The sequence below is a fragment of the Plantactinospora sp. BB1 genome (genome assembly GCF_003030385.1).
Taxonomy (GTDB): Bacteria; Actinomycetota; Actinomycetes; order Mycobacteriales; family Micromonosporaceae; genus Plantactinospora.
Map to the genome: position 1 here is coordinate 7,824,770 of NZ_CP028159.1, position 26,084 is coordinate 7,850,853.

General features: G+C 73.0%; 21 protein-coding genes and 1 pseudogene. 11 read left to right on the plus strand and 11 right to left on the minus strand.

Annotation, left to right across the window (positions count from 1 at the left end; genetic code table 11):
• The first annotated feature begins 47 nt into the window (after positions 1 to 47).
• From C6W10_RS34370 to C6W10_RS34395, 6 genes and pseudogenes are all read left to right on the plus strand, one after another.
• The gene (locus C6W10_RS34370; protein ID WP_107263175.1) at positions 48 to 1,133 is read left to right on the plus strand and encodes an NAD-dependent epimerase/dehydratase family protein; all 1,086 of its coding nucleotides are present in this window, start codon (positions 48 to 50) and stop codon (positions 1,131 to 1,133) included.
• Positions 1,130 to 1,936, plus strand: a complete 807-nt coding sequence (locus C6W10_RS34375; RefSeq protein WP_107263176.1) for a WecB/TagA/CpsF family glycosyltransferase — start codon at positions 1,130 to 1,132, stop codon at positions 1,934 to 1,936. The genes C6W10_RS34370 and C6W10_RS34375 overlap by 4 nt, the downstream gene beginning before the upstream one ends.
• 94 nt (positions 1,937 to 2,030) lie before the next feature.
• Positions 2,031 to 2,510: pseudogene (locus C6W10_RS34380) on the plus strand (ABC transporter ATP-binding protein); the annotation flags it as partial.
• 20 nt (positions 2,511 to 2,530) lie between these two features.
• Positions 2,531 to 5,050, plus strand: a complete 2,520-nt coding sequence (locus tag C6W10_RS34385) for an FtsX-like permease family protein (RefSeq protein ID WP_107263178.1) — start codon at positions 2,531 to 2,533, stop codon at positions 5,048 to 5,050.
• A 49-nt stretch (positions 5,051 to 5,099) separates the two neighbouring features.
• A complete protein-coding gene (locus C6W10_RS34390) occupies positions 5,100 to 6,500 on the plus strand; it encodes a hypothetical protein (RefSeq protein ID WP_199853794.1) in 1,401 nt (466 codons plus the stop codon).
• Positions 6,497 to 7,276, plus strand: coding sequence for a 3-ketoacyl-ACP reductase (locus C6W10_RS34395; RefSeq protein ID WP_107263180.1), 780 nt, complete (start codon positions 6,497 to 6,499; stop codon positions 7,274 to 7,276). The genes C6W10_RS34390 and C6W10_RS34395 overlap by 4 nt, the downstream gene beginning before the upstream one ends.
• Positions 7,277 to 7,343: 67 nt before the next feature.
• On the opposite strand, the gene C6W10_RS34400 is transcribed toward C6W10_RS34395, so the two are convergent.
• Positions 7,344 to 9,212: a S8 family serine peptidase gene (locus tag C6W10_RS34400; RefSeq protein ID WP_107263181.1), complete on the minus strand. Its 1,869-nt coding sequence runs from the start codon at positions 9,210 to 9,212 to the stop codon at positions 7,344 to 7,346.
• Between the two features lie 247 nt (positions 9,213 to 9,459).
• On the opposite strand from C6W10_RS34400, the gene C6W10_RS34405 reads away from it, so the two are divergent.
• Positions 9,460 to 10,059, plus strand: coding sequence for a hypothetical protein (locus C6W10_RS34405; protein ID WP_107263182.1), 600 nt, complete (start codon positions 9,460 to 9,462; stop codon positions 10,057 to 10,059).
• Here the strand turns inward: C6W10_RS34405 and C6W10_RS34410 are convergent.
• The 3 genes from C6W10_RS34410 to C6W10_RS34420 form a co-directional block, all read right to left on the minus strand.
• A complete protein-coding gene (locus C6W10_RS34410; protein WP_107263183.1) occupies positions 10,027 to 10,470 on the minus strand; it encodes a hypothetical protein in 444 nt (147 codons plus the stop codon). The genes C6W10_RS34405 and C6W10_RS34410 overlap by 33 nt on opposite strands.
• Positions 10,471 to 10,698: 228 nt before the next feature.
• Positions 10,699 to 10,920 (minus strand): DUF397 domain-containing protein, encoded by a 222-nt coding sequence (locus C6W10_RS34415; RefSeq protein WP_101368887.1) that lies wholly within the window; start codon positions 10,918 to 10,920, stop codon positions 10,699 to 10,701.
• Entirely contained in the window at positions 10,890 to 11,771 is an 882-nt protein-coding gene (locus C6W10_RS34420; protein WP_107263184.1) for a helix-turn-helix transcriptional regulator, read from the minus strand. Before C6W10_RS34420 ends, C6W10_RS34415 begins: the two co-directional genes overlap by 31 nt.
• A gap of 581 nt (positions 11,772 to 12,352) precedes the next feature.
• Here C6W10_RS34420 and C6W10_RS34425 point away from each other — a divergent pair.
• Both C6W10_RS34425 and C6W10_RS34430 read left to right on the plus strand, forming a co-directional pair.
• On the plus strand, positions 12,353 to 12,655 hold the full coding sequence (locus C6W10_RS34425) for a hypothetical protein (protein ID WP_234361522.1): 303 nt from the start codon (positions 12,353 to 12,355) through the stop codon (positions 12,653 to 12,655).
• A gap of 117 nt (positions 12,656 to 12,772) precedes the next feature.
• The gene (locus tag C6W10_RS34430; RefSeq protein ID WP_159104870.1) at positions 12,773 to 13,348 is read left to right on the plus strand and encodes a hypothetical protein; all 576 of its coding nucleotides are present in this window, start codon (positions 12,773 to 12,775) and stop codon (positions 13,346 to 13,348) included.
• A gap of 120 nt (positions 13,349 to 13,468) precedes the next feature.
• On the opposite strand, the gene C6W10_RS34435 is transcribed toward C6W10_RS34430, so the two are convergent.
• Together C6W10_RS34435 and C6W10_RS34440 are read right to left on the minus strand one after the other, a co-directional pair.
• The gene (locus C6W10_RS34435) at positions 13,469 to 14,050 is read right to left on the minus strand and encodes a PASTA domain-containing protein (RefSeq protein WP_107263187.1); all 582 of its coding nucleotides are present in this window, start codon (positions 14,048 to 14,050) and stop codon (positions 13,469 to 13,471) included.
• A 376-nt stretch (positions 14,051 to 14,426) separates the two neighbouring features.
• Complete coding sequence (locus tag C6W10_RS34440; RefSeq protein ID WP_107263188.1) at positions 14,427 to 15,107, minus strand: PASTA domain-containing protein; 681 nt, start codon at positions 15,105 to 15,107, stop codon at positions 14,427 to 14,429.
• A gap of 187 nt (positions 15,108 to 15,294) precedes the next feature.
• Between C6W10_RS34440 and C6W10_RS34445 the strand changes: the two genes are divergently transcribed.
• Positions 15,295 to 16,752 (plus strand): hypothetical protein, encoded by a 1,458-nt coding sequence (locus tag C6W10_RS34445; protein ID WP_159104871.1) that lies wholly within the window; start codon positions 15,295 to 15,297, stop codon positions 16,750 to 16,752.
• Between the two features lie 138 nt (positions 16,753 to 16,890).
• Here C6W10_RS34445 and C6W10_RS34450 read toward each other — a convergent pair whose 3' ends face one another.
• The gene (locus C6W10_RS34450; protein ID WP_107263190.1) at positions 16,891 to 18,369 is read right to left on the minus strand and encodes a glutamate-cysteine ligase family protein; all 1,479 of its coding nucleotides are present in this window, start codon (positions 18,367 to 18,369) and stop codon (positions 16,891 to 16,893) included.
• A gap of 281 nt (positions 18,370 to 18,650) precedes the next feature.
• Positions 18,651 to 19,235: a YceI family protein gene (locus C6W10_RS34455; RefSeq protein ID WP_107263191.1), complete on the minus strand. Its 585-nt coding sequence runs from the start codon at positions 19,233 to 19,235 to the stop codon at positions 18,651 to 18,653.
• A 151-nt stretch (positions 19,236 to 19,386) separates the two neighbouring features.
• Between C6W10_RS34455 and C6W10_RS34460 the strand changes: the two genes are divergently transcribed.
• The gene (locus tag C6W10_RS34460; RefSeq protein ID WP_369931436.1) at positions 19,387 to 19,836 is read left to right on the plus strand and encodes a MarR family winged helix-turn-helix transcriptional regulator; all 450 of its coding nucleotides are present in this window, start codon (positions 19,387 to 19,389) and stop codon (positions 19,834 to 19,836) included.
• 322 nt (positions 19,837 to 20,158) lie between these two features.
• Here the strand turns inward: C6W10_RS34460 and C6W10_RS34465 are convergent, their stop codons facing one another.
• From C6W10_RS34465 to C6W10_RS34475, 3 genes are all read right to left on the minus strand, one after another.
• On the minus strand, positions 20,159 to 22,831 hold the full coding sequence (locus C6W10_RS34465; RefSeq protein WP_107263193.1) for a helix-turn-helix domain-containing protein: 2,673 nt from the start codon (positions 22,829 to 22,831) through the stop codon (positions 20,159 to 20,161).
• Positions 22,832 to 22,949: 118 nt separating this feature from the next.
• Positions 22,950 to 25,301 (minus strand): MMPL family transporter, encoded by a 2,352-nt coding sequence (locus C6W10_RS34470; RefSeq protein WP_107263194.1) that lies wholly within the window; start codon positions 25,299 to 25,301, stop codon positions 22,950 to 22,952.
• 284 nt (positions 25,302 to 25,585) lie between these two features.
• Positions 25,586 to 26,071, minus strand: coding sequence for a MarR family winged helix-turn-helix transcriptional regulator (locus C6W10_RS34475; protein ID WP_199853795.1), 486 nt, complete (start codon positions 26,069 to 26,071; stop codon positions 25,586 to 25,588).
• Positions 26,072 to 26,084: the final 13 nt, after the last annotated feature.

The following is a 26,084-nucleotide window of genomic DNA, read 5'->3' on the forward strand; positions in this document are numbered from 1 at the left end:
GCTATGCTCCGGTGGTTTTCCGACCCGAGGGCAGACCAGGAGTGCGTGTGACAGTCGCGTTGGTGACCGGATCCGGCGGCCTGATCGGCTCGGAGGCGGTCCGGCACTTCGCCGGGCTCGGCCTGGACGTGGTCGGAATCGACAACGACATGCGGCGGCGCTTCTTCGGTGCCGAGGCCTCCACCGCGTGGAACGTGCTGCGGCTCACCAGTGACCTCGGTGACGCGTACACCCACCACGACGTCGACATCCGCGACCGGGACGCGCTGGCGGGGATCTTCCGGCGGTACGGCCGGGACATCGGCGTGGTGATCCACACCGCCGCGCAGCCCTCGCACGACTGGGCCCTGCGCGACCCGTTCACCGACTTCGACGTGAACGCGGGCGGCACGCTCAACGTCCTGCAGAACGTCCGCGAGCACTGCATCGACGCCCCGGTCATCCACTGCTCCACCAACAAGGTCTACGGCGACCGGCCGAACAGTCTCCCGCTGATCGAGCAGGAGACCCGCTGGGAACTCGCGGCCGACCACCCGTACTTCGACGGCATCAAGGAGGACATGTCGATCGACGGCTCGCTGCACTCGGTCTTCGGTGCCTCCAAGGTCGCCGCCGACGTGATGGTGCAGGAGTACGGCCGCTACTTCGGCATGAAGACCGCCTGCTTCCGGGGCGGCACGCTGACCGGCCCGGCGCACTCCGCCACCGAGCTGCACGGCTACCTCGGCTACGTGATGCGCTGCAACATGGAACGCCGGACATACAAGATCTTCGGGTACAAGGGCAAGATGGTCCGGGACGCGATCCACAGCCACGACGTGGTCGCCGCCTTCGAGGCGTTCTTCCGGGAGCCCCGCTCGGCGGCGGTCTACAACCTCGGTGGCGGGCGGCACTCGAACTGCTCGCACCTGGAGGCGTTCGCGCTGGCCGAGCAGATCACCGGGCAGGAGATGGTCACCGAATACCACGAGGCGAACCGGGTCGGCGACCACCAGTGGTGGATCGGCTCGAACGCCGCCTTCCAGCGCGACTACCCGCACTGGAAGCAGATCTACGACGTGCCGATGATCCTCCAGGAGATCTACGCCGCCAACGTCGACAAGTGGATACCGCAGGGCGGGGAGAAGGCGTGATCTCGCGGGGCAAGCGGAACGTGCTCGGCGTACTGGTCGACGCGGTCGACTACGAGGCCGCGACCGAGCAGGTGGTGGCCGCCGGGCGGGAACGCCGGCCGATGGCGCTGACCGCGCTGGCCGTGCACGGCGTGATGACCGGGGTGCTCGACCCGGCGCACAACGCCCGGCTCAACGCCTTCGACGTGGTCACCCCGGACGGGCAGCCCGTGCGGTGGGCGCTCAACCTGCTGCACCGCGCCGCCCTGGCCGAGCGGGTCTACGGCCCCGATCTGACGCTGAGCGTGCTGGCCAGGTTCGCCGACGAGGGGATGCCGGTCTATCTCTACGGTTCCACCGACGCCACCCTGGCCCGGCTGATCCCGGAGCTGGAGCGGATGTTCCCGGCGCTGAAGATCGCCGGGGTGGAGTCGTCGAAGTTCCGGCCGGCCCGACCGGGCGAGGACGCCGAGATCGCCGACCGGATCCGTGCCTCCGGGGCCCGGCTCGTGCTGGTCGGGCTCGGCTGCCCCCGGCAGGAGGTCTTCGCGTACGCGATGCGGCCGCTGCTCGACATGCCGCTGATGGCGGTCGGCGCGGCCTTCGACTACCACGCCGGCCTGCTCCGCAAGCCTCCACCGTGGATGCAGCGGGTGGGCCTGGAGTGGCTGTGGCGGTTCGGGCTGGAGCCGAAGCGCCTCTTCCACCGGTACATGGTGCTCAACCCGGCGTACGTGGCCCGGCTGACCGCGCAGCGACTCGGCATCTGGAAGGCCACCCCGCCGGCCCCGGCGAACGACCGCCCCGCCACCTTCGCGGTCTGACCGGCGCGTACCCGGCCGGGTAGGGCTGCCCCTACCCGGGAAAGGCCGGCCGCCGGGAGTGTCTCGGCGTGCCCGGTCCGATTGACTCGCTGCCATGGACGCGGTGCGGCTGGCGGAGGTCAGCAGAGGGTACGGTTCGGGCGAGGGCGCGGTGACCGCGCTGGACCGGGTGACCCTGGGCTTCGCCAGCGGCACCTTCACGGCGGTGATGGGTCCGTCGGGTTCCGGCAAGAGCACGCTGTTGCAGTGCGCGGTCGGCCTGGACCGGCCGACCGCCGGCAGCGTCACGATCGGCGACGTCGACCTGGGCGGGCTCTCCGAGACCCGGCTGACACTGCTGCGCCGGGACATCATCGGCTTCGTCTTCCAGTCCTTCAACCTGCTGCCCGCGCTCACCGCCGAACAGAACGTGGCACTGCAGCTGCGGCTGGCCGGGCGCCGGCCGCACCGGGGCGACGTCCGGGCCGCACTCGCCGCGGTGGGGCTGGCCGGACGGTCCGGGCACCGGCCGGCCCAGCTCTCCGGAGGACAGCAGCAGCGGGTGGCGATCGCCCGTGCGCTGATCACCCGGCCCCGGGCGGGCCGGGTCGCGCCGTGCTGACGCTCGCCGGCCAGACGTTCCGGAGCCGCTGGACCGCGTTCGTGGGTACCTTCGTCGCGCTCTGTCTCGGCGTCTGCCTGCTCGCCACCACCGGGCTGGCCCTGACGTCCAGCGTTGGCGGAACGGACCGGGCCACCCGGTGGTACCGGAACGCCGACGTGGTGGTGGCCGGGCCGAATTCGGTCAGCGTCAGCACGGGTACCGGCGACGAGCGGTACACCTCGACCACGGACACCCGGCAGTCCCGGCCGGTACCGGCGGAGTTGGCGGCCCGGCTGGGCACGGTGCCGGGGGTCGCGGTGGCGGTACCCGACCGTCAGGTCCCGGTCGACCTGGCCGGTACGCCCGGGATCGTCCGCCCCTGGTCCGCCTCGGCACTGGGCGGGTACGGCGCACTGGTGGGTGAGCCGCCCACCGTGGACGGTGAGCTGGTCTCCACCTCGCCGGGCGGGCACCGGCCGGGTGACCGGATCCGGGTGCAGACCCCGGACGGGCCACGGACGTTCACGATCAGCGGGGTGCTGCCCCCGGCCGCCGGCACGGCGGACGGGCCGGGCGACGAGGAGCGAGCGGCAGACCAGGACGGGCCGGTCGTCGTCTTCGGCACCGACCGGGTCGCCGCCGCGCTGGCCGGCGACCGGATCAGCGCCGTGGCGCTCCGGGCCGGGGACGGGGTCTCCGTCGGCACGCTCGCCGGGCGGGTCCGGGCCGCCGCGCCCGGGTTCCGGGTCCTCGCCGGTGACGACCGGCGGGCCGCCGAGCCGGATCCGGACGACGACGCGCTGGCCCTCGCGGCGTCGTTGCTGGGTACCACCGCCGGGGTGGCCACCTTCGTCTCCGTCTTCGTGGTCGCGGGTACCTTCTCGTTCGCGGTCGCCCAGCGCCGGCGCGAGTTCGCCCTGCTGCGTACCACCGGTGCCACGCCCCGGCAGATCCGCCGGCTGGTGCTCGGCGAGGCGGTACTCGTCGGGGTGTTGGCCGGGCTCGCCGGCAGCCTGCTCAGCCTGGTCACCGCGCCGCCGTACGCGCACTGGCTGGCCCGGTCCGGTTTCGCGCCGGAGGACTTCACCGCCCGGTTCGTGCTCTGGCCGCTGCTCGCCGCCTCCGGGGCCGGCCTGCTGGTCGCCCTGCTCGGCGCCGGGGTCGCGGCCCGGCGGGCGGCCCGGGTACGCCCGGTCGAGGCGCTGCGCGAGGCGTCGGTCGACACCCGGGTGATGGGCTGGGGACGGTGGCTCTTCGGACTGCTCTTCCTCGGCGGCGCCGTGCTGCTGCTCGCCGCGCTGCCGGAGATCGGGGTCTCGGACGGCCTGGCCATGGTGATGCTGGTCGCCCAGCTGGCCCTGGTCGCCGCCGGGCTGCTCGCGCCGGTGCTGATCCGGGTGCTGGTGCCGCTGCTCGGCGCTCCGCTGCGCGGGCAGACCGGTGCGATCGCCCGGGCGAGCGCGCTGAGCGCGCTGCGCCGCACCTCCGCCACCGCCGCGCCGATCCTGGTCACCGTCGGCATCGCGGCCACCACGCTGCCGCTGACCGCGACGCTCTGGCAGGCGGAGCAGAGCGCCGCCCGGGAGCGGGTCACCGCGAGCGCGGTGGCGACCGCGAGCGGTCCGGTGGGGTTGGCCGAGCCGACGGTCGCGGCGCTCGGCCGGGTCGCCGGGGTGCGCGCCGCCGTGCCGAGCCGGCAGAGCGAGGTGTACGTGCGCAGCGACGACTACCCGGAGGAGTACTCGGCCCGGTACGTCGGTGCGGGGCTGGACCGGGTGCTGCGGCTGCCGGTGGTGGCCGGTTCGCTCGACGGGTTGACCGGTACCGACACGGTGGCGGTGAGCCGGTCGATGGGCTGGCGGGTCGGTGAGCGGGTCCAGGTGTGGCTCGCCGACACGACGAAGGTGCGGCTGCGGTTGGTGGCCGTACTCGACGACTCGCTCGACCTGGACCGGACCCTGCTGCTTCCCTGGGAGCTGGGTCGGGCGCACCAGCCCGGCGGCGCCGACGTCGTCTATCTGGACGGGGGTGACCCGGCGGCGCTCGACGCGGCGGCCGTTGCCGGCGGTGGGCGGGTACTGCCGACCGCCGAGCATCTGGTGGCGGGGGACGCGGTGCAGTACGAGCAGAACCGGGTGGCCCTGCTGGCGGTGCTCGGGATGGCGCTGCTCTACACCGGCATCGCGGTCGCGAACACGCTGGTGATGGCGACCAACGACCGGCGCCGGGAGCTGGCGGTGCTGCGGTTGACCGGGGCGACTCCCGGGCAGGTGCTGCGGATGGTCGGCCTGGAGGCGGTGCTGGTCGGGCTGGCCGGCACGGCGCTGGCCGGGCTGGTGGCCGCCGCGATGCTGGCGGGGCTGCGGGCCCGGTTGGCCGAGCTGGTGGCGCAGCCGCAGATCAGCGTGCCGTGGACGCCGATCGCGCTGATCGCGGCGGGCTGCCTGCTCGCCGCGGTACTGGCCAGCCTGGTGCCGACGGCGCTGGCGCTGCGTACCCCGGCCGCCCAGCTCGCGGGGATGCCGGAGTAGGTGTGGTGGCCCCCTGTTGCTCGGGATAGCGCTTTCCTATGCTGGGCCGATGATGAGGATCGACCAGGGCCTTACCCCGTCCGCGCTGCTACCCAAGATCGAACGACTCTGGGAGGCCTCCGCCCAGAAGATCGACTCGATCGAGAAGACCTGCCCGCCCGGCGCCGCCTCGCCGGTCTTCACCGTCGACGGGCAGTACACCGCGCGGGGCTGGACCGAGTGGACCCAGGGCTTCCAGTACGGCGCCGCGCTGCTCCAGTTCGACGCCACCGGCGAGCGGCGGTTCCTCGACTCCGGCCGGGAGCAGACCGTGGCGGTGATGGCCAGCCACGTCAGCCACATCGGCGTACACGACCACGGGTTCAACAACGTCAGCACGTACGGGAACCTGTGGCGGCTGATGAACGAGGGGCGGATCCCGGCCGACCGTGCCGAGCGGGACTTCTACGAGCTGGCGCTCAAGCTGACCGGCGCGGTGCAGGCCGCCCGCTGGCGTACCACGGCGGACGGCACCGGCTACGTCTACTCGTTCAACGGGCCGCAGTCGCTCTTCGTCGACACCATCCGGTCCTGCCGGGCACTCGCCGTGTCACACCTGCTCGGGCACGTGCTGATGGGCGAGCGGGACGAGCGGATCTCGCTGCTGCGCCGGCTGGTCGAGCACGCCGGGAACACCGCCCGGTGGAACGTCTACTACGGCGAGGGCCGGGACAGCTACGACGTCCTCGGCCGGACCGCGCACGAGTCGATCTTCAACGTGAACGACGGCAGCTACCGCTGCCCCAGCACCCAGCAGGGGTACTCGCCGTTCAGCACCTGGACCCGGGGGCTGGCCTGGGCGATGCTCGGCTTCCCGGAGCAGCTCGAATTCCTCGCGACCGTGCCCGACGACGAACTGGCCCCGTACGGCGGCCGGGCCGAGATCGAGGCGACGATGCTGCGCGCCGCCACCGCCACCTGCGACTTCTACCTGGCGCACACCCCCACCGACGGCGTGCCGTACTGGGACACCGGCGCACCCGGCCTGGTCCAGCTCGGCGACTATCTGGACCGGCCGGCCGACCCGTACAACGCGCACGAGCCGGTGGACTCCTCGGCGGCGGCGATCGGGGCGCAGGGGCTGCTCCGGCTCGGCCGCCATCTCGACCAGGCCGGCCGGACCGAGGAGGGCCGGAAGTACTGGCAGGCCGGGCTGACCGTCGCCGACACGCTCTTCGGCGAGCCGTACCTGAGCACCGACGCCCGGCACCAGGGCCTGCTGCTGCACTCGGTCTACCACCGGCCGAACGGCTGGGACCACGTACCGGCCGGGCAGCGGGTGCCGAACGGCGAGTCGAGCATGTGGGGCGACTACCACGCCCGGGAGCTGGCCCTCTATCTCCAGCGGGTCGCCCGGGACGAGCCGTACTACACCTTCTTCGGCCCGGTGCGCGGCGAGGTGGCGGCGTGAGCGGACGTCCGGTGGCGGTGGTGACCGGCGGGTCGCGGGGGATCGGCCGCGGCGTGGTGCTGGCGCTGGCCGGTGCCGGCTACGACGTGGTGGTCAACTACGCCAGCAACGCCGACGCGGCGGCGGAGGTCGGCAAGGAGGTCGAGGCCCGGGGCGGCCGGGCCCACCTGGTCCGGGCCGACGTCTCCCGGGCCGAGGACCGGCGGCACCTGGTCGACGAGACGACGGCGGCGTTCGGCCGGATCGACCTGCTGGTCAGCAACGCCGGGGTGGCGCCGAGCGTCCGGGCGGACCTGCTGGAGGCCGGGGAGGAGTCCTTCGACCGGCTGGTCGACATCAACCTCAAGGGGCCGTACTTCCTGATCCAGCTCGTCGCCAACACCATGATCGCGCAGCAGGCCGCCGGCCGGGTGGAACGGCCGAAGATCGTGGTGATCTCGTCGATCAGCGCGTACACGGCGAGCGTGAACCGGGGCGACTACTGCGTCACCAAGGCCGGACTGGCGATGACCACCCAGCTCTACGCCGCCCGGCTGGCCGAGCACGGGATCAACGTCTACGAGATCCGGCCCGGCGTGATCGAGACCGACATGACCGGCCCGGTCAAGGCCCGGTACGACGATCTGATCTTCAACCAGGGCCTGACCCCGATCCGGCGCTGGGGGCAGCCCGACGACGTCGGCCGGGCCGTCGTGGCGGTCGCCACCGACCTGCTGCCGTTCAGCACCGGCCAGGTGATCGACGTGGACGGCGGTTTCCACCTGCGTACCCTCTAGCCGCCCCGACGACGAAGCGGGCCCCCTCCCAGTCTGGGAGGGGGCCCGCTCGCGGTGGGTCAGCGCACTAGAGGGTCAGGGTCCAGGCGTTGATGTAGCCGGTGTCCCCGGAGTAGACGTCCCGCACCTGCAACCGCCAGAGACCGTTGGCGGTCTCGGCGGAGAGGTTCACGGTGTACGTCGCGTTCACGTTGTCGGCACCGTCGACGATGCTGCTGTTCTTCAGCCGGTAGCCGCTGCCGTCCGGAGCGATCAGGTCGATGACCAGGTCACCCCGGTAGGTGTGCACGATCTCCACGGCCACCGTGGAGGTGTTGGAGGCGCTCCGGTTGCAGCCGGAGATGGTGATCCCGCTCGTCACGTTGACGTTGGTGTCCGGGATGGCCACGTCGGCCGCGTTGCTGGCCGTGCAGCCGGTGCTGCTACCGGTCACCGTCAGCGTGAACGGGGTGCTCCGGGTGGCCGACGTCCCGCTGCCGGTGATGGTCAGCGGGTACGTCCCCGGCGGGGTGGCGGCGGAGGTGGCGACGGTCAGCGTGGCCGAGCCGCCCGAGGTGACCGTGGCCGGGCTGAACGTGGCGGTGGCACCGCTCGGCAGGCCGCTCGCCGAGAAGGTCACCGACTGCGCCGAGCCGGCCGTGGTGGCGGTGGCGACGGTGGCCGACACGGAGCCGCCCGGCGTCGTCGACCCGGTGCCCGGCGAGACCGAGACCGAGAAGTCGTTGGCCGGCGCCTCGTTGACCACGTAGAGCAGCCGGTTCGGGGTGCCGGTGCCCACGTTGGTCACTACGTTGGGGGTCGAGTTGTTGACCAGGTGGTCGCGGACCTGCTGCGGCGTCCAGGTCGGATTGGTGGAGAGCACCATCGCCGCCGCGCCGGCCACGTGCGGCGACGCCATCGAGGTACCGCTGATGGTGTTGGTCGCGGTGTTGCTGTTGTACCAGGCGGAGGTGATGCCGACACCCGGCGCCAGGATGTCGACGCAGGTGCCGTAGTTGGAGAAGCTCGCCGCCGCGTCGTTGCTCTGGGTGGCGCCGACCGTGATGGCGTTCGGCACCCGGGCCGGGGAGTAGTTGCAGGCGTCCTGCCGCACGCCGAGCGTGTTGCCGTTGCCGGCCGCGACCACGTAGGTGATGCCGGCGTTGATGGAGTTGTTGACGGCGGTGTCGATCGCGCTGTCCGCCGAGCCGCCGAGGCTCATGTTGGCCACTGCCGGGCGTACCGCGTTCGCGGTGACCCAGTCCATCCCGGCGACCACCTGGGCGGTGGTGCCGCTGCCGGCGCAGTTCAGCACGCGTACGCCGTAGATTCGGGCCGCCTTGGCCACCCCGTACGAGGTGCCGCCGACCGTACCGGCGACGTGCGTGCCGTGCCCGTGGCAGTCGTCGGCCGTGCCGCCGTCGATCGCGTCGTACCCGCTCACCGCCCGGCCGCCGAAGTCGTTGTGGCTGAACCGGATACCGGTGTCGATGACGTACGCGTTCACGTTCGACGCCGTGTTCGGGTACGTGTACGAGCTGTTCAGCGGCAGGTTCCGCTGGTCGGTCCGGTCGAGGCCCCAGGACGGGGGGTTCGGCTGCGTACCGCTGACCTGGAACGTCTTGTTCTGCTCGACGTACGCCACGCTCGGGTCGGCGGCGATCCGCCGCGCGGCCTGCGCGGAGGCGCTGATCTCGAAGCCCCGCAGCGCGGCGCTGTAGGTGCGGCCGACCTTGCCGCCGTGCTTGCCGATCAGGCTCCGGGCCGTCGTCGACACGTTGGTCCGGGCGACGGCGGTGTCCTTGAACACCACGATGTAGCTGTCGGCGACGGCGTTCGCGCTGCCGACACCCCGGACCGGCGCTTCCGGTGGAGCCGCGGCGGCCGGTACGGCGGCAGCGGCGATCATGGCCAGAGTGGACACTCCGACGACAACGGACCTACGAGGGAGACTCATCTCCCCTCCTCCCCTCCGATCGGTGCACGACCGCCCGCACCCGTTGAGTGGCGGGTCAGCACGACCGATCGAGCTGACACTAGTCAGAAGCCTTGCGGAACAGTAGATCCCGAACGTTCTATCTCAACGGAAAGATGGCCGTCGTTGCCTGGGCCGCCGGCTCCGCGCCCCCTACGGGTGACTTCTCCGGGAATCGGTGGGGGCGGGCCCGGATTCGCCGAAACGGAAAACGGGCAAGGCTGTTGGCATGGACACCGACCTCGTCATCCTGCTCGCGATCGCCGCCGTCTGGCTGGCGGCCGGTCTCGTCGTCGAGGGGCTGCCACAGCTGCGGGCGGCGCGACCGCTGCGCCGGCGTACCGGACTGCTGCTCGGGCTGGTCGGGTCCGGCCTGGCCGGGCTGGGCGGGGTACTGCTGGCCGGGCTCGTGCAGGCGGAGCCGACGCTCGCCGACCGGACCTCGGTCGGGCTCGCGCTGCCGGCGGTGCCCGCGGTGGTCGTCGCGGCGGTGACCGTACGCCGGCTGCGGCAGATCTGGGGCGGCGCGGGCGCGTTCGCCTCGGCGCCGGAGACCCCGGCCCCACCCGCGCTGCGCGCCGCCGCCGCACACCCGATGATCGCCCTGCCGGTGCAGGTGACCGGTCTGGTCATGCTGCCGGCACTGGTCACCGCCACCGGTCTGGTGCCGCTGACCAGTCCGGGGATGATCGGCCTGGTGCTCACCGTGGCGGTGCTCGCGGTCGGCACCATCGGGGTACGGCACGCGCTGCGGCACAGCCGCCTGCTGGAGCGGGCGGTCACCGTACGGTCGCGCTCATCGCGTACGGCTGGCGTCCTGCACGTATAGCAGTTCCAGGATCGCCCGGGCGGCCTCGAACCAGCGGTCGAGCCAGAGCGAGTTCGGGATGCTGCCCTTGGGCGGCAGTTCCAGCAGCAGTCCGCGCAGCAGCGGATGGTCGACGAGCGGCTCGGTCGGCGGCACGTCCGGCCAGCCGGCCGGCGGGAAGACCGGCTCGGTCAGGCCGCCCATGTCCAGCGACGGAAGCGTCGGCGTACGCTCCGGCGGGCTCGCCGACGTCAGGCCGGCACCCAGATCGGTGACCCGATCCGCCGGGGCACCCTCGGCCGGGCCGAGGTCGGTGTCGACCGGCGCCTCCTCCACCGTGGCGCCGCTGTCCCGGCGGGCACCCCGGTACTTGCCGCCGAACCGTTCCGGCTTGCCGGTGCCGTTGCCCAGATTCTCCGACCCGATCGTCATCCGTCTCGCCTGCCTCGCTCGGTTTGCGAACCCCCTGCGGCGGCCGGTCATGCCGACTCTCGCCGTCTGGTACAACGACGCGGCCGGTCACCGGCGACGGCCGGCCGGACCCGCCGCCCGGCCGGAGCTCCGGCGACCCGGCCGGAAGCTCCACCGACGCGGGCCAGCGCGGCCATCCGGGCAGCTTCGCGGGCTGGCCGGGTGACCGCGCTGGGTTGTCCGGGACCGTCAGGTCAGGTCGAATTCGCCGTCCTTGGCACCGCCGACGAACGCGTCCCACTCGTCGGGCGTGAAGATCAGGGCGGGCCCGCTCGGGTTCTTCGAGTCGCGTACCGCGATCGCGCCGCCCGCGAAGGCCACCTCGACGCAGTTGTCACAATTGGGTCCGCTACGCGAACTCTTGTGCCACGCTGCCCCGCTCAGGTCGACGCGGTACCCCTTTGTCTCCACTTCCACAATGGCTCCTCTGCCAACTTCGAAATCAGCGCGACGGACTCCTCCGGGCGTAGGGCTGCCGCTCGGATATGATCGAAGATGAATATGTATTTCTGCAGCTCATCCCGCTTCTCCAGAAAAAGCCCGCCCGTGGCATTTTCGGCGTACACCACATCCGGATCACCCGGTTCCGGGAAGCCGAGGATGGTGAAAGTGCCGTCCATGCCGGCGTGCGCACCGGCGTCGAACGGCAGGACCTGGAGCGTGACGTTCGGTAGGTCAGCGGCCTCTACCAGCCGCTCCAACTGGGCCCGCATGACCGCGTCGCCGCCCACCGGCCGGCTGATCACCGCCTCATCGAGCACCACCCACAGATCGATCGGATCGTCCGGGTCAAGTAACGACTGACGACCCAACCGGACACGGACCCGCTGGTCGACTTCCTCGGCGACCCAGTCCGGCCGGGCGGACCGGATCATCGCCTGGGCGTACTCCTCGGTCTGCAACAGCCCCGGCACGGTCTGCTGCTCGTACGCCCGGATCGAGGCGGCCGCCGCCTCCAGCCCGACGTACGCCCCGGCGAGCACCGGGCTGTACGGATGCCACCAGCCCTTCTGCCGGGCCTCCCGGGCGATCTGGATCAGCTCGTCGCACTCGGCGCCCGTCACGCCGTAGATGCCGAGCATGTCCCGTACGTCCCGGACGGTGGCCGTGGTGTGGCCGGTCTCGATCCGGGACACCTTGGACGCGGAGCACTCCAGCAACTCGGCGACGGCCTCGATCGTGACTCCGGCCTTCTCCCGGCGCTGGCGCAGCTCGGCGCCGAGCCGACGGCGGCGGATGGTCGGGCTCCGGCGCTCGGTCACCGGGTCACCTCCGGACGATCAATTAGAGAGTCGGGGCCGCCGCGCCTTCGAGACCGCCGATCGGCGGGGGATCATTCGCGGCGGATGGAGCGATGACCCTGTCGGCCACAGGGGCCGAAACCGGGTCCAGTCTGCCGGTTCCACGCGCGGCGCATCAAGCGCCGTACGACCCACTATCGCCATGCCGGAGCAAAGGGCAAACTGCAACTTGCATTGATCATGTTCTTGATGCACCCTGTCCGTATGGCTCGGGCTACGCAGCGTTCCCCTCTGGTCAGGCGACGCAATGCTCCCCCATTCTCGCCTGACCGTGGAGACGGCCGTGCCGGCGGTACGGCAAGAAGCCCCGCTCCGGGGTAAGAGCCCCCGCCGCTGTATGCCAGGGCCGCTACGGCGGCTGGCGCGTCCCGGAGTCGACAGGTGTCGGCCGGGGCGATGTGATGGCAACGACACATCGCCCCGGCCGACGCCCCACTCCGACCGGCCCTGGTGCGCGCCCGAACGACCGCGTCAGGCCCCACCACCAGACCCCCGCCCGCCACTTTCGCCGGCCCCCCGGCGCCAGTCGGACAGGAGCTGATGTGCCCCTTCCCCGCTCCGGTGACGTGCTCCATGTGACCCGCGCGGCGAGCGTCCAGTTCGCCGAGCCCATCTACTTCCGGGTGATCCGGGTGCACGACTGGCCGACCTACCACGGCTGGGTCTGGCTCGACGGATACGAACTCAACCCGAGCGGCGACGCGGTCGAGCGACGGTCGATATTCGTGCAGATCAACGGGTTGCGACACCTCCAGACCAACGCCGGGCGGCACAACTATCCCGAGGCCCGCAGGCCCGCGCTGACCAACTCCAGCACGCTGGCCGCGCGGGTCCGGGTCGGCTGAGGCGGATCTGCGGCAAAGGTCGGGCGACAGCCCCGGGCACCGCCCTAGACTGGGCGTATCCACCCCAGGGTTGACCAACCCGCACGTCGTCGAGGGCCCCGAACCTGGGAGCCGCCGATGGCAGTTGAGACCTCCGACCGACACCGGACGACGTGTCGGAGCATGCGGGTCAGCGTGCTGCTGATCCTGATCACGGTCGGCCTGCCCGGCTGCGCGAGCGCCACCGGCAGTGGCCGCCCACCATCCGTACGGCACCCGGTCGCCAACCCGACGTCGCCGGCCGAGTCGGGGGGTGGCGAGCCCGACCCGGGGCTCGTCGATCCCTCCGGACACGGCGGGGCGGCCGTACCCGCATCTCCCACCGACGCCGACCGGGGATGGCCGGGGCGGCGCTTCCAGCCCTGGCACCGGCTGCCGGCTCAGGGCGACCGGGAGGAACCGGACGGCGTCGACATCCCCGACCCGGCCACCGACCCGGCCGGTGCACCGGAGCACGACCGGGAGGGCTACCCGACGCCGACCGGCCCGGACCGGTCACCCGCCGGCACCGGGGAACAGCGGGCCGGCCCGGCGCCGCGCACCGACGGACCGCCGCCGGGCTATCAGCGCTCGCTTGCGTACTCCGGCCTGTTCGGCCTGGTCATCTCCGCGGTCGGGCTGGTGATGGTGGGCACCAGACGCCGGTACTGGTGACCGCCGGCACCGGCCCGGGTTCGGGTACTCCGCCGTCCCGCCCCGCTCCGGCCACCGGCCCCCGCCGGTCCCCGCCCCGGCCGACCCGTTCCCGAGTCGTGCCGGTGCCGGACGGTGAGATCAGCCCTCCGGGGTGGGCTGCGGCGGGCCGGTCGGACCGGGCTCGGTGCTCGGTGGCGGGGTCGGTGGCTCGGCGACCACCAGCAGGACCTCGCTGCCCGGCTCCACCTCGGTACCGGTCGACGGCTCGGTGTCCAGCACCGTCCCCGGCGGCCGGGCGGAGGTACGCGGCTCGATCCGGGCCACCAGCCCCAACCGTTCCAGTTCCGCCACCGCCTCCTGCTGGGAGAGCCCGACGAGCGGGGGCAGTGGCACCGGCGCTCCGGTGGTGGCCGCCGGGGTGGGGCTCGGTGTGGTGGCGGCAGTGGTCGGCGCGGGCGTGGTCGGCGCCGCCGAGGTGGTCGCCACCGGTGTCGGCGAGGTGGGCGTGTCGCGCCGACCCGCATCGACGATCGCCCAGCCGGCGACGACCAGCGCGCCGAGCAGGACCAGCGCCACCGACCCGATCAGGATCGGCATCCACCACCGCCGGTCGTCCGCCTCCGGGCCGTAGCCCCAGTCGGGCTGCGGCTGCCGGGGCGGGGGCGAGCCCGGGGGCGGCACTCCGGCCCGGCCGGACCAGGCCGGCTCGCGCGGCGGCATCGGCCTGGTGGCATCCGGTGCGCCGGGTTGCCGGTGACTCCCGGCGACCCGGGTGGCATCGTCCCGGCCCGCACCGGCCGCCGTGGGCGGACCCGGTGCCGTGGGCGGACCAGCGGCCGTCGGCGGACCAGCCGCCGTGGGCGGACCGGCTGCCGTGGGTGGAGCGGGGTCGCCGGCCCTCGGCCCGTCATCGGGTACGCCCCGGTCTCCGTCCACACCCCGGTCGTCCGGAGGCTGCCGCGGATCGTCGGCCATGCCACGTCCTCTCGCCATCGGATGGGACCGGGCGAACCGCCTCAAACCTATCCGGCGGGACGTGCCGCGGCCATCGTCGCGAGTCCGGGCGTGTCTGCCCGATCGGCGCCGCGTCTGCGGGCTATGGCGTCGGCGTCCCGCCCGGCGCGGGACCGTCGGAACAGTAGAGCCGGACCCGCTCGTTCCAGTGCAGCACCGTCCCGCCGGGCGGCTCCTGGCTGCGCACCTCGCCCCGCTCGCCGGTCGGATAGTTCGGATAGAGGCCGTCGTCGACCAGCCGCCGGGCCGCCTGCTTGCAGGACTCGCCGACGAGCGCGGGCACCACCACCTCCGGTGCCGCTCCGACCACGGTGACCCGTACGGTGATGCCCCGCTTCACCGCCGTACCGCCCCTCGGGTTGGTACTGGCGACAGTGGGGTCGTCGCCGGCCCTGCCGAAGACGAACTGCACGCCGAGGCCGAGTTCGCGCAACTGCTCCCGGGCCTTCTGGAAGTCCTCGCCGACCACGTCCGGCAGGATCATCTGGCCGATCGGCGGCGGCGTGCTGCTCGGTCGACGGCTCGGGGTTCGGCTCGGCGTACTCCGTGGCGGCTTGCTCGTGGCCTCCACCGTCGGGGTGGTGGTGGCCCCGGCGTCGTACGGCCCCTCCCGCTCACCGCCGTCGCCGGCCAGCAGGTAGCCGCCGAGGGCACCGACGACGGCACAGACGACCAGCCCGACCGCCGCGCCCGCGAACAGGCCCGTCCGGTTCGAGGGACCGCCGCCCTGGTCCGGGTGTCCCGCCACAGCCTCATCCGTCATGCCGACCCTGCCTCACCATCCGGCGTACGAAAGCCCACGCCGTTGTTCCGTCCGCCCGGTGCACGTGTGTGCCCGACAGCATCGGTGGCCCGGGCCTCGAAGCGCAACCGGCCACGGTTCGTGTCGGGACGGCTCCCCCCGGTTGACGGCTCGCCCCCGGCGTCGGATGGACGCTACGCTGCCCCGCATGGCCGCACGAGGCTGGGGAGGATCCGTCGCGACGGCGGTCGGCGTGGCCGCCGGCGCCGGCGCCGCTCAACTGGGCTTCGGCTACGGGCTCGGCATCATCGCCTGGGTGCCGGCGGCCGGCGCCAGCGCCGAGGCGGCCTGGGTGGCCAGCCTCACCTGGGCCGCCTGGATAGCCGCCACCTCGACCGTGGCCGGCGCGGTCTGCGCGCACCGGCTCGGCGGGGGCGGCCGGCGATCCACCGGGCGTGCCGGCGATCCACCGCCGACCCTGGCCACCCTGCTCTGGCGGGCCGCGCTCGCCGTCTCCAGCGCGATCGGCGCGCTGGTGACCGTGGTACTGGTCGCCGTGCCCGCCCGGGCGGCGGTCCGGGTCGACACCTCCGCCCCGCAGACCGTCGCGGCCGGCTACGCCATCCTCGGCGTACTGCTCGGGCTGGTGGCGGCGATCTGGGCGATCTCGTCACCGGCCGTCGCCAGCAACGTGCTCGGTACGGTCTGCTGGCTCTGGGCGCTCGCGGTGATCTCGGTCGTCGACGGCGTACTCTCCGGACGCGGGCTCTCCGCCGCGCAGCTCGGGGTGTGGCAGTTGACCTCCGACGGCGAGCGCTTCTGGTTCCGCGAGTACTTCTACTGGCCCGGTGCCGCCCTCTCCCTCGGTTCCGCGCTGCTGATCGGCGCGCTCGCCGCCCGCTCGGCGGCACGCCGGCCGGCGACCCGGGTCGGTGCCGCCGTCTCGGGGATCAGTGGGCCGTTGCTGGTGGCGGTCGCCTACTTCCTCGCCGCGCCCCGGCTGGTGGGCATCCGTCCCGAGCAGGTGTCGGCGCACCTGATGGCGCCGTACGCGGTGGTCGCCGGTCTCGCCGGGTCGGCGCTGGTGGCGGCGCTGGCGCAGCGCGCGGAGACGATGGCCCGACAGGCCGAGACCCCGGAATCGGGTGCCGCACCGCACTCCTCCGGCTCCGGGCCGGAGGCGCCGCCGACCGACCGCGGCCCGGCGGCGCGACCGGCCGAGACCGGCGGCTCGGCAACCGGTGTCCGGCACCGGGCGCGACCGACCGACACCCCCGACCGGACCGCCGACACCGACACGCCCCGAGACCCGGACCGGACCGCCGACCTGGCCAGCGGACCGACGAGCGGCGGACCGACGAGCGGACCGACGGAGAGCGGACCGACGGAGAGCAGACCGACGGAGAGCAGACCGACGAGGGGCGAGTCGGCGGGCAAGCGCGGCCGGTCCGGGCGGCTGCCCGCCCAGCCGACCCGCGCGACGCCGCGCGGCGGCGACGAGTCCGACACCGCCACCGGCGGCGATTCGACCCCGGCAGCCGCCGACGCCGACACCGCGGCCTCGAACGGATCCACCGAGTCGGAGGAGCCGGCCGAGCAGTCCGAGCAGTCCGCCGAGGGCGGTGCGAAGGGCAGGCTCGGCCGCCTCGGCCGCCGCTTCCGCTGAGCGCGGGCGCTCGCTCGTCCGACACTCCAAGCCGAGGAGAGCCGCCGCCGACGCGGTGCTGGACGAGCGGCCGGTGTTCCGGACTCCGGCGCTGGACACGCTCCCGCCGACCGTGGCCGCTCCCGCCGACGGGTGCGGTCAGTCGACCGGCCAGGTGTGCACGGGTTGGTCGGTCCGCTGGAGTTCGCCGTACCGGCGCAGCATGTGGTGCAGGGCCTCGGACCGGTTCATCCCCCGACCGCGTTCGGCGGCCTGCACCGCCTCGACCTGCCACACCGCGCCGTTGCGGCGGGTACGGCAGCGCTGCTCGATGATGCCGAGCAGCCGGTCCCGGTGGTCGGCACCGACCCCGAACCGGTCCAGCCCGGCCGCCGCCCTCGGCAGCAGTACGTCGAGAACCAGCTCGGTCACCTTCACCTCGCCGAGCCGGGGCCAGGTGACGGCGGCGTCGATGCCCCGCCGGGCGGCCGCGTGGAAGTTCTCCTCGGCGGCGCTGAAGGTGAGCTGGCTCCAGAGCGGCCGGTCGCCCTCGGCCAGGTCACGGGCGAGCCCGAAGTAGAAGGCGGCGTTGGCCAGCATGTCGACCACGGTCGGCCCGGCCGGGAGTACCCGGTTCTCCACCCGCAGGTGCGGGCGGCCGTTCATGATGTCGTAGACCGGCCGGTTCCACCGGTAGACGGTGCCGTTGTGCAGCCGCAGCTCGGAGAGGCGGGGGATGCCGCCGTTGTGCAGTACCTCGACCGGGTCCTCGTCGTCGCAGATCGGCAGCAGCGGCGGGAAGTACCGGACGTTCTCCTCGAAGAGGTCGAAGATCGAGGTGATCCACCGCTCGCCGAACCAGACCCGTGGGCGTACCCCCTGGGCTTTCAGCTCGTCCGGGCGGGTGTCGGTGGCCTGTTCGAATAGGGCGACCCGGGTTTCGGCCCAGAGCTGCCGGCCGTGCAGGAACGGCGAGTTGGCGCCGAGCGCGACCTGCACCCCGGCGATGGCCTGGGAGGCGTTCCAGTAGTCGGCGAAGCTGTCCGGCGCGACCTGGAGGTGGAACTGCAGACTGGTGCAGGCGGCCTCGGAGACGATCGAGTCGGTGTGGGTCTGCAACCGTTCGACGCCCCGGATGTCCAGCTCGATGTCCTCGCCCCGGGCGGCGACGATCTGGTCGTTGAGCACCTGGTAGCGCTCGTTGCTGGAGAGGTTGTCGCGGACCAGGTGCCGGGGGGTGAGGGTGGGGAGGATACCGATCAGGATGATGTTGGCGTCGGACTTGACCGCCAGTTCCTCCGCGCGGCCGAGGCTGGCCCGCAGGTCCTGCTCGTAGTCGGCGAAGCCGGCGCCCTCGATCAGCCGGGGCCGGGCGTTGAGTTCCAGGTTGAACTGGCCCAGCTCGGTCTGGAAGCTGGGGTCGGCGAGGTTGTCCAGCACTTCCGCGTTGCGCATCGCCGGCTCGGCGTCCGCGTCCACCAGGTTCAGTTCGATCTCCAGCCCGGTGGTCGGCCGGTCGGCGTCGAAGCCGAAGTCGTCCAGCATGAGCGCGAAGACGTCCAGACAGCGGCGTACCTTCTGCCGGTATCGGATCCGGTCCTCCCGGGTGAAGGGGACCTCCGACACGTCCTCGCCCATCGACCCCTCCCGCCGTGCGGCGCTGTCCGCGCAATCCGGAGGGGCTTGCCCAGCGGAAGCGTGTTCCAATCATCACCGTGGGAGCGCCTCGCGCACGCGCGGCCACGGTCACGGCGCCCGCCGACCCCTCGGTGAGCGGGCAACGGCGCCGCGTCCACGATCGCACACGATCGAGCTGCTCTTTCCATCGGGAGCATTACCCAGCGAGGCGCCCCGGTCACCATGTGATCGGTGACCGGGGCGTCCTGGTGCCGACCCGGCGGGTGGCCGGGCGACGGAAGTCAGGCCTGGCGGATGGCCTCGCCCTCGATCTCAATCTTGATCTTCTTGCCCACCAGTACGCCGCCGGTCTCCAGCGCGACGTTCCAGGTCAGCCCGAAGTCCTCGCGGTCGATCTCGGTGGTCGCGGTGAAGCCGAAGATGTCCTGGCCGAACGGGCTACGGCCGGCACCCTCGAACTCGACCTCCAGGTCGACCTGCTTGGTGACGTCCTTGATCGTGAGGTCACCGGCGAGCACGAACCCGTTGCCGCTGTGCGACTTCACCCCGGTGCTGCGGAACTCCAGGGTCGGGTACTTCTCCGACTCCAGGAAGTCGCCGCTGCGCAGGTGGTTGTCGCGGTCATCGGCGCCGGTGTCGATGCTGGCGGCCTGGATGGTCGCGGTCACCGCGGACTCCAGCGGGTTCTCCGCGACGGTGATCGTCGCCTCCGCCTCGCGGAACTGACCACGGACCTTGCTCACCATCATGTGCCGGGCCACGAACCCGACGCGCTTGTGCGCCTGGTCGAGCAGGTAGGTGCCGGCGGTGGGGATCGTCAGCCCTTCCCACGTACGGGTGGTGGCGGACTCGGCGCTGCTGGTCATGGTGATGCCTTCCCAGGAGATAGGTTGTGTGACCGATGACTGACTCAGCAACTATAGACATAGCAATATTCCCCGTGTCAATCACTGCTACGATGGCAGCGTGACCAAGAACCTGTACGACGACGCCCGGATCACCGCGGTGGGCCTCGTCATGGAGGTGTACGCGGGGCTCGCTGGGAGATTCGCCGCCCAGTTCGAGGAGCACGGGCTGTCGACGGTCGAGTTCGAGGTCCTGATGCGGCTGGCCCGGTCGCCCGAGCACCAACTCCGGATGACCGACCTCGCCGCGCAGACCTCGCTCTCCACCAGCGGCGTGACCCGGGTCGTCGACCGGATGGAGCGGGACGGCCTGCTCTGCCGCCGCGCCTGCCCCTCCGACCGACGCAGTGCGTACGCGGTGGTGACGGAGTCCGGCATGGCGCGACTCGAGGAGACGCTGCCCGGCCACATCCAACTCATCCAGGACTGGTTCATCGGACAACTCGAACCGGCCCGGCTGGAGAACCTGCTCGACTCGCTGCGGATCGTCCGGGACGCGGTCCATCCCGGCGCCACCGCCGGCAGCCTGGGCGCGACCGCCGGAGCGACCACCGGCTGTTGATCTCCAGACACGGAGTGCCAACAATCGCCACGGATCCTGATTATCACCTCAGGAGTGGACGAGCGATACCTCCGGGGACCACCGGCAGAAAGACCGGCAGAAGTCAGCCGCATATCGGCACGTCATGCGTTAATAAGAAAAAACGGGCACCGGAGCCTGGTTAATCTTCAGGCAGCCGGGGGGCTCTGGGGACGTGGCGCGAGCGGGGATCAGTGAGGGCTCTGTCGGGGGGCTGTCCCGCTCGCGCCACGGCCCCAAGGTGACGGAATCCCCGACGCCACCACGCGGTCAACTCTCGGCCCGGTCGGCTCTCAGAGCCCGGTCAACTCTCCGCCGGGTCGACGCCCGCCGCGTCGACCAGTGCCCGCTCCCGGGGCAGCAGGACGATGGCGCCCTCCCGGCAGACCTGGTCGAGACGCCGTACCGCCGCCGCCCGCGCTGCCGGCTCGTCGGTGCTGGCCACCAGCCCGACCAGCGCCTCGGCCACGTCCCGCAGGTCACGGGAACCCTCGCAGGCGCGTACGGCCGCCGCGTACCACTCGGCGGCCCACTCCCGGTCACCCCGCCACATCGCCAGGCTGGCCTCGATCAGCGCGCAGATCCCGTCGTCCCGGGGAGGCACCTCGTCCGCCCGGGAGCGTCCGGACTCCAACTCGGCCGGACCGGCACCGTCGACCGACTTCCGGGCCCGCAACTCGGCGAGTACCGCCGTCGCCTCGTCGATCCGCCCGTCCTGGGCCAGCGCCAGACCGACCGTACCGAGCGCCCGCCGACGGTGTCCGGGGTCGCCGAGGTCGGCCAGCGCGGCCACCACCTGCCGCCCGTGCCGGACCGCGTCCGCGTACCGGCCCTCCAGGCGGGCCGCCTCGGCCAGGTTCGCCCGGGCGAGCACCCGGAGCCGCTCCTCGCCGCACTCCCCGGCGAGCCGGTCCACCGCCGCCAGTCGGCGTCGGGCGGCGGCGAGGTCGCCGACCCTGATCTCGTGCCAGGTCAGGTTGTTCTGCGCCACCGCCATGTCCCGGATCCGTCCGGCACGGGTGGCCAGCTCCAGAGCCGCCTCGCCGTGCCGGCGCGCCTCGTCGTGGCCGCCGATCGCGGTCCAGAGTCCACAGAGCACGTTCCGGGCCGCCAGTTCACCGGATACGTCGGACAACCGCTGGAACGTCGCCACCGCCGCCTCGGCGGCCGGCAGCTCCTGCGGCCCCGCGCCGTGCTCCTGGGCGAGCTGCGCCACACCGACCTCCGCCCACGCCCGGGCCGCCGGGTCGGCGTCACCGGTGCGCGGATCGTCCAGCAGCCTTCGCAGCCACTGCCGGCCGGCGACGTCCCGTCCCCGGTAGCGCCACCAGCGGGCCAGGTTGCCGGCCAGCCGCAGCGCGGTGTGCGGATCGTCGTTCGCCGAGTACGCCAGCGCGGTCCAGAGGTCACCGGCGACCTCGTCGAGCCGGCCGACCGCCTCGACGAGCCGGGCACCGGCCAGGTCCGGCGCGACCCGGGCGGCCAGCGCGGCGAAGACCGAGGCGTGCCGTCGGCGGATCGCGGCGAGTTCACCGTTGGCGGTGGCCCGCTCGGCGGCGAAGTCCCGCACCACGTCCAGTACCCGGAACCGCAGCGGTCCGGTACCCCGTGAGTTGATCAGCCCGTGCGCCAGCAGCCGGTCCAGGAGACGTACCGGATCGACCGGACCGCTCCGCTCGTCACCGGCACCGGCACCGGCACCCCCGGCATCCCCGGCACCGGACGGTGCGTCGCCGCCCTCGGCGAACCCCGGTCCACCGGGCGGGGTCGGGTCCTCGGCCGGTACCGGGTCGGGGGCGAGCATCGCCTCGGCCAGCTCCACGGACCAGCGGTTGCGCAGCACCGAGAGGCGGCGCAGGGCGGCGCGCTCGTCGGCGTCGAGCAGCCGGTAGCTCGCGGCCACCGTGTCGCGCAGGGTCACCACCGCCTCCCGACCCACCGGCGGCCGGCCGAGGTCGAGCAGGCGGTTGCCGTACCGGTCGAGCAGCTCGTTGAGGTTGAGCACCCGGCCGTGCGCCGCGGCCAGTTCGATGGCGAGGGGCAGCCCGCCGAGCCGGCGTACCAGCTCGACCAGCGCGACCACCTCGTCGGGCTGCGGCGGCTCGCGGCCGATCTGACGCAGCCGGGCGAGCAGCAGCGCGACGGCCGGATAGTCGGCCACCACCGCGAGGTCGGCCGGTACGTCGGCGGGCGGCACCTCCAGCGGGGTGACCGGCCGGACCCGCTCGCCGGAGAGCCCCACCGGGTGCCGTCCGGTGGTCAGCACCCGCAGCGTCGGCGCGATCTCGGCGAGCCGGTTGAGTGCTTCGGCGGCCGCACCGGGAGCCCGCTCCACGGCGTCCACCAGCAGCAGCGACGGCGTGTCCGAGAACCGGCCGGCGAGGTCGCTGGCCCGGCCGACGCCGAAGACGGTGGCGACGACCGACAGGACGTCGCCCTCGGTGGAACCCTCGATCATCACGATCCCGCTGGTGCCGCCGGGAAAGTCGTCGGCCACCTCCCGGGCCACCTTGAGGGCCAGCCCGGTCTTGCCGACTCCGGCGAGACCGACCAGGCTGACCACGCCGCGCGCCACCGGTGGCTGCTCGGTCAGCATCGCGGCCAGGTCGGCGACGTCCCGGTCCCGACCGATCAGCTCACCCGGCTCGGGGAGCCCGAAGCCGCGCGGCGGCCGGCGCCGGGACGGCGGAGCGGGTGCCTCGCCGCCCGCCTCCACCGCCGGACCGGCCTGGCCCCGGGAGAGCGCGACGAAGTCGGCCCGGTCCTGACCGGCCAGACCGAGCGCGGCCGCGAGCAGCTCGACGGTCGTCCGCTGTGGACGGGACGCCCGGCCCCGTTCGAGGTCACGGACTGTACGGATCCCGACGGCGGCCCGTTCGGCGAGTTCGGCCTGGGTCAGCCCGGCCGCCAGCCGGCGCCGACGGAGCAACTCGGCGAAGCCACCCGGAACCCGGTCAGCGCCATGATCCGGAGTCATGGGCAGGAAGACTACGCAGCCCGGTACGGCCCCGGCAGAGATACGTCGCGCTACCGACGGAAGAGGACATAGATATCCGACAGATCACTGATGCCCGATCCGGCCGGTAACCGAACCCTCACCGTTCGGCGGAAACCGGTACCGGAGCGGCCGGCGATCCGGCGGCGGGCGATCGCTCAGCGTCACCGGAGTACCGCTGGTGCAGCCGGCGCAGCGGGGCCGGCGCCCACCAGTTCCACTCGCCCAGCAGGCTCATCACCGCCGGCATCAGCAGCCCGCGCACGACCGTGACGTCGAGGAGTACCGCCACCGCCATGCCGAAGCCGATCTCCTTGACCGCGGTCAGGTCGCCGAGCAGGAAACCCAGGAAGACGATGGTGATGCAGACCGCCGCCGAGGTCACCACCGGACCGGTCCGGGTGATCCCGGCGAGTACCGCCCGCTGCCCCGCCCGGGTGCGGGCCGCCGGGGTACGCAGTCCCGACCAGCGGCGCCACTCCTCCCTGATCCGGGCCAGCAGGAACACCTCGTAGTCCATCGACAGCCCGAAGACGAAGACGAAGAGCAGTACCGGGGTGGTGAGGTCGATCGCCCCCCAGGACTCCACCCCGAGCAGGGCCGCCCCGACACCCCACTGGAAGACCACGACCAGTACCCCGAGGGTGGCGAGCAGGGTCAGTACGTTCATCACCAGCGCCTTGACCGGAATGACCAGCGAGCCGGTGAGTACGAAGAGCAGGACGGTGGTGACCAGCAGCAGCACGAGCACGGCGTACGGCAGCCGTTGCGCGACCGACGACCGGTAGTCGACCAGTTCGGCGGCGGCCCCACCGACCAGCAGCGGCAGTGGCTGGTCGAGGGCGCGCACCGCGCGTACGAGTTCCCGGGACTCGGGGCCGCCGGTCGCGCCCTTCGGAGTCAGGTCGATCACCACCGCCGGGCCGGGTACGTCGGGGCGGGGCTGCATCCGGATCACCTGGGGCAGGGTGTTGAGCTGGTTCATCAGGTCCCGCACCTCGGCGCTGGCCGGATCCGCCTCGACGACGACGGTGACCGGGGCGGCCCGGCCGGCCTCGAAGTCGCGCAGCAGCACGTCGTGCACCTGCCGCGCCTCCATCGACCGGGGCAGCGCCCGGGCGTCGGAGTTGGCCAGGTTGGCGCCGGCCAGAAAGGGCAGGGCCAGCAGCAGCAGGCCGGCGGAGACCCCGAACGCCACCGGTCCGGGCCTGCGCTGCGCGTACCCGGCGAGCCGGCCGAGCAGGCCGGGGCGGGCGGTGGGCGTACCGGAGCGTCGGAAGGCCGGGACGATGCGGCGGGCCGGGCGGGCGGCGGCGGCCAGGGCCCGGCGCACCCAGGTCCGGTCGGCGGGGGCCGGGATGTGCCGGTGGGCGACGGCGACCAGCGCCGGCAGCAGGGTCAGCCCGGCCAGCGTGGCCAGGGCCACCGCCAGCGCGCCGCCGAGCGCGATCGCGGCGAGCAGCGGCTCCGCGAAGGCGTAGAGGCCGACCATCGCGGCGGCGACGGCCAGGCCGGAGATCAGCACGGTACGGCCGGCGGTCGCCATCGTCCGGGCCAGCGCCTCGGCGGGATCGCCGCGCCCCGACCCGTCGCCACTGCCCGACCTGCCGCCGTTGCCCGATCCGTCGCCGCTGCCCGACCCGGTGGCGCTGGCCGACCCGTCGCCGTTGGCCGACCCGGCTGCGCGCTCCTCGCGGAACCGGGCGATCAGCAGCAGCGCGTAGTCCACGGTCAGGCCGATGCCGAGCAGCGTCACCACGTTGACGGTGAACTCGCCGACCCCGGTGACCGCGGTCAGTCCGTAGAGGCCGAGCAGGGTCACCGCGACGGCGGCGAGCGCGGCGAGCAGCGGCAGCACCCCGGCCAGCAGGCCGCCGAGGATCACCACCAGCGCCACCAGGAGTACCCCGAGCGCGATCGACTCCCCCACGGCCGCGTCGTCGATCGCCTGCTCCGCGAAGGCCCGCTCCGCCAGCTCCTCGCCGCCGACCAGCACCTGCGGGGCGTCGATGCCGCGCAGCAGGGCGGCCACCCGATCCTCGGCCGCCTCCCGCTCGGCGGTGGGCAGTCCGTCGGCCAACTCGACCCGGACCAGGGTGCTGCGGTTGTCGGCGCCGATCCGGCCGCCCGCCGCGTTGTAGAGGTCCTCGACCTCGCTGACCCCCGGTACGGCCTGGACCTCGGCGCGTACCCGGTTGACGCTGGCCACCAGCGCCGGGTCGTACGGGTCCCGGTCCCGGACGATCGCCACCACGGTCGGCCCCTCGGGCAGGAGTTCGGCGATCCGACGGTCGGCCCGCTGCGACTCGGCGTCCGGGCGGAGGTTGTCGGTGTCGACCAGCCGGTCGAAGACCTGCCCGCCGAGGGTCGCCCCGGCGAGTACGAGTCCCAGCCAGCCGACCAGTACCGGCCAGCGCCACCGCCACAGCCACCGTCCGAACCCAGCGAACATGCCCTGAACCTCCCCTGAGGCGACGCCCGCTCGTCGCCCTCGGCGCACATGCAAACACCCTGAGCAGTCGGCCGTCAGCCGCTATCCGGTCAGAATCGACTGTCCGGTGTGCCGGGTCGGGCCCGGTCGGCGCTCCGGTGTGCCGGGTAGAGACCGGGACCGGGGGCGAGTCGAGACCGGGACCGGGGGCGGGTCGAGACCGGGACCGGAGGGCGGGAGCAGCCGGGGTCGGCGGCCGGATCAGCCGGGCTCGGCGGTCGGATCAGCCGGGCTCGGCGGCCGGGTCAGCCGCGTCCGGTGGCGCGGCGGGCCCGGAGGCGTTCGGCGAGCGCGCCGAGGGCCGGGGCGGCGTCGGCCAGTTCGGCCCGCTGCTCGTCGCTGATCTCGGCCATCGCGTCGGCGAAGATCCTGGCCCAGGCGTCCTCGATCCGGGCCGAGCCGTGCGCCGCGTCGAGGGTGGCGTGCAGCCGTACGGCCCGTCGGTCGTTCGGGTCGGGTTCGCGGCGGACCAGGTTGCGGGCCACCAGGGCGCGGACGGTCGCACTGACGTTGCTGGCGTGCAGGCCGAGGTCACGGGCGAGGGTGCTCACCGAGACGCCGGGGCTGTCGGCGACGTACCGCAGCACCTCCAGCTCGGAGGGGGGCAGTTGGCCGAGCCCGGCCGCGTCGACGCCGTGCAGCCGCATCACCCGGCTCAGTTGGTACAGAACTGGTACGAGTGTCCTCGCCTGCCGGAGAACCGTCTCGTCCGCCATGGTCACTCGTTTCACTTCACGAGAATAA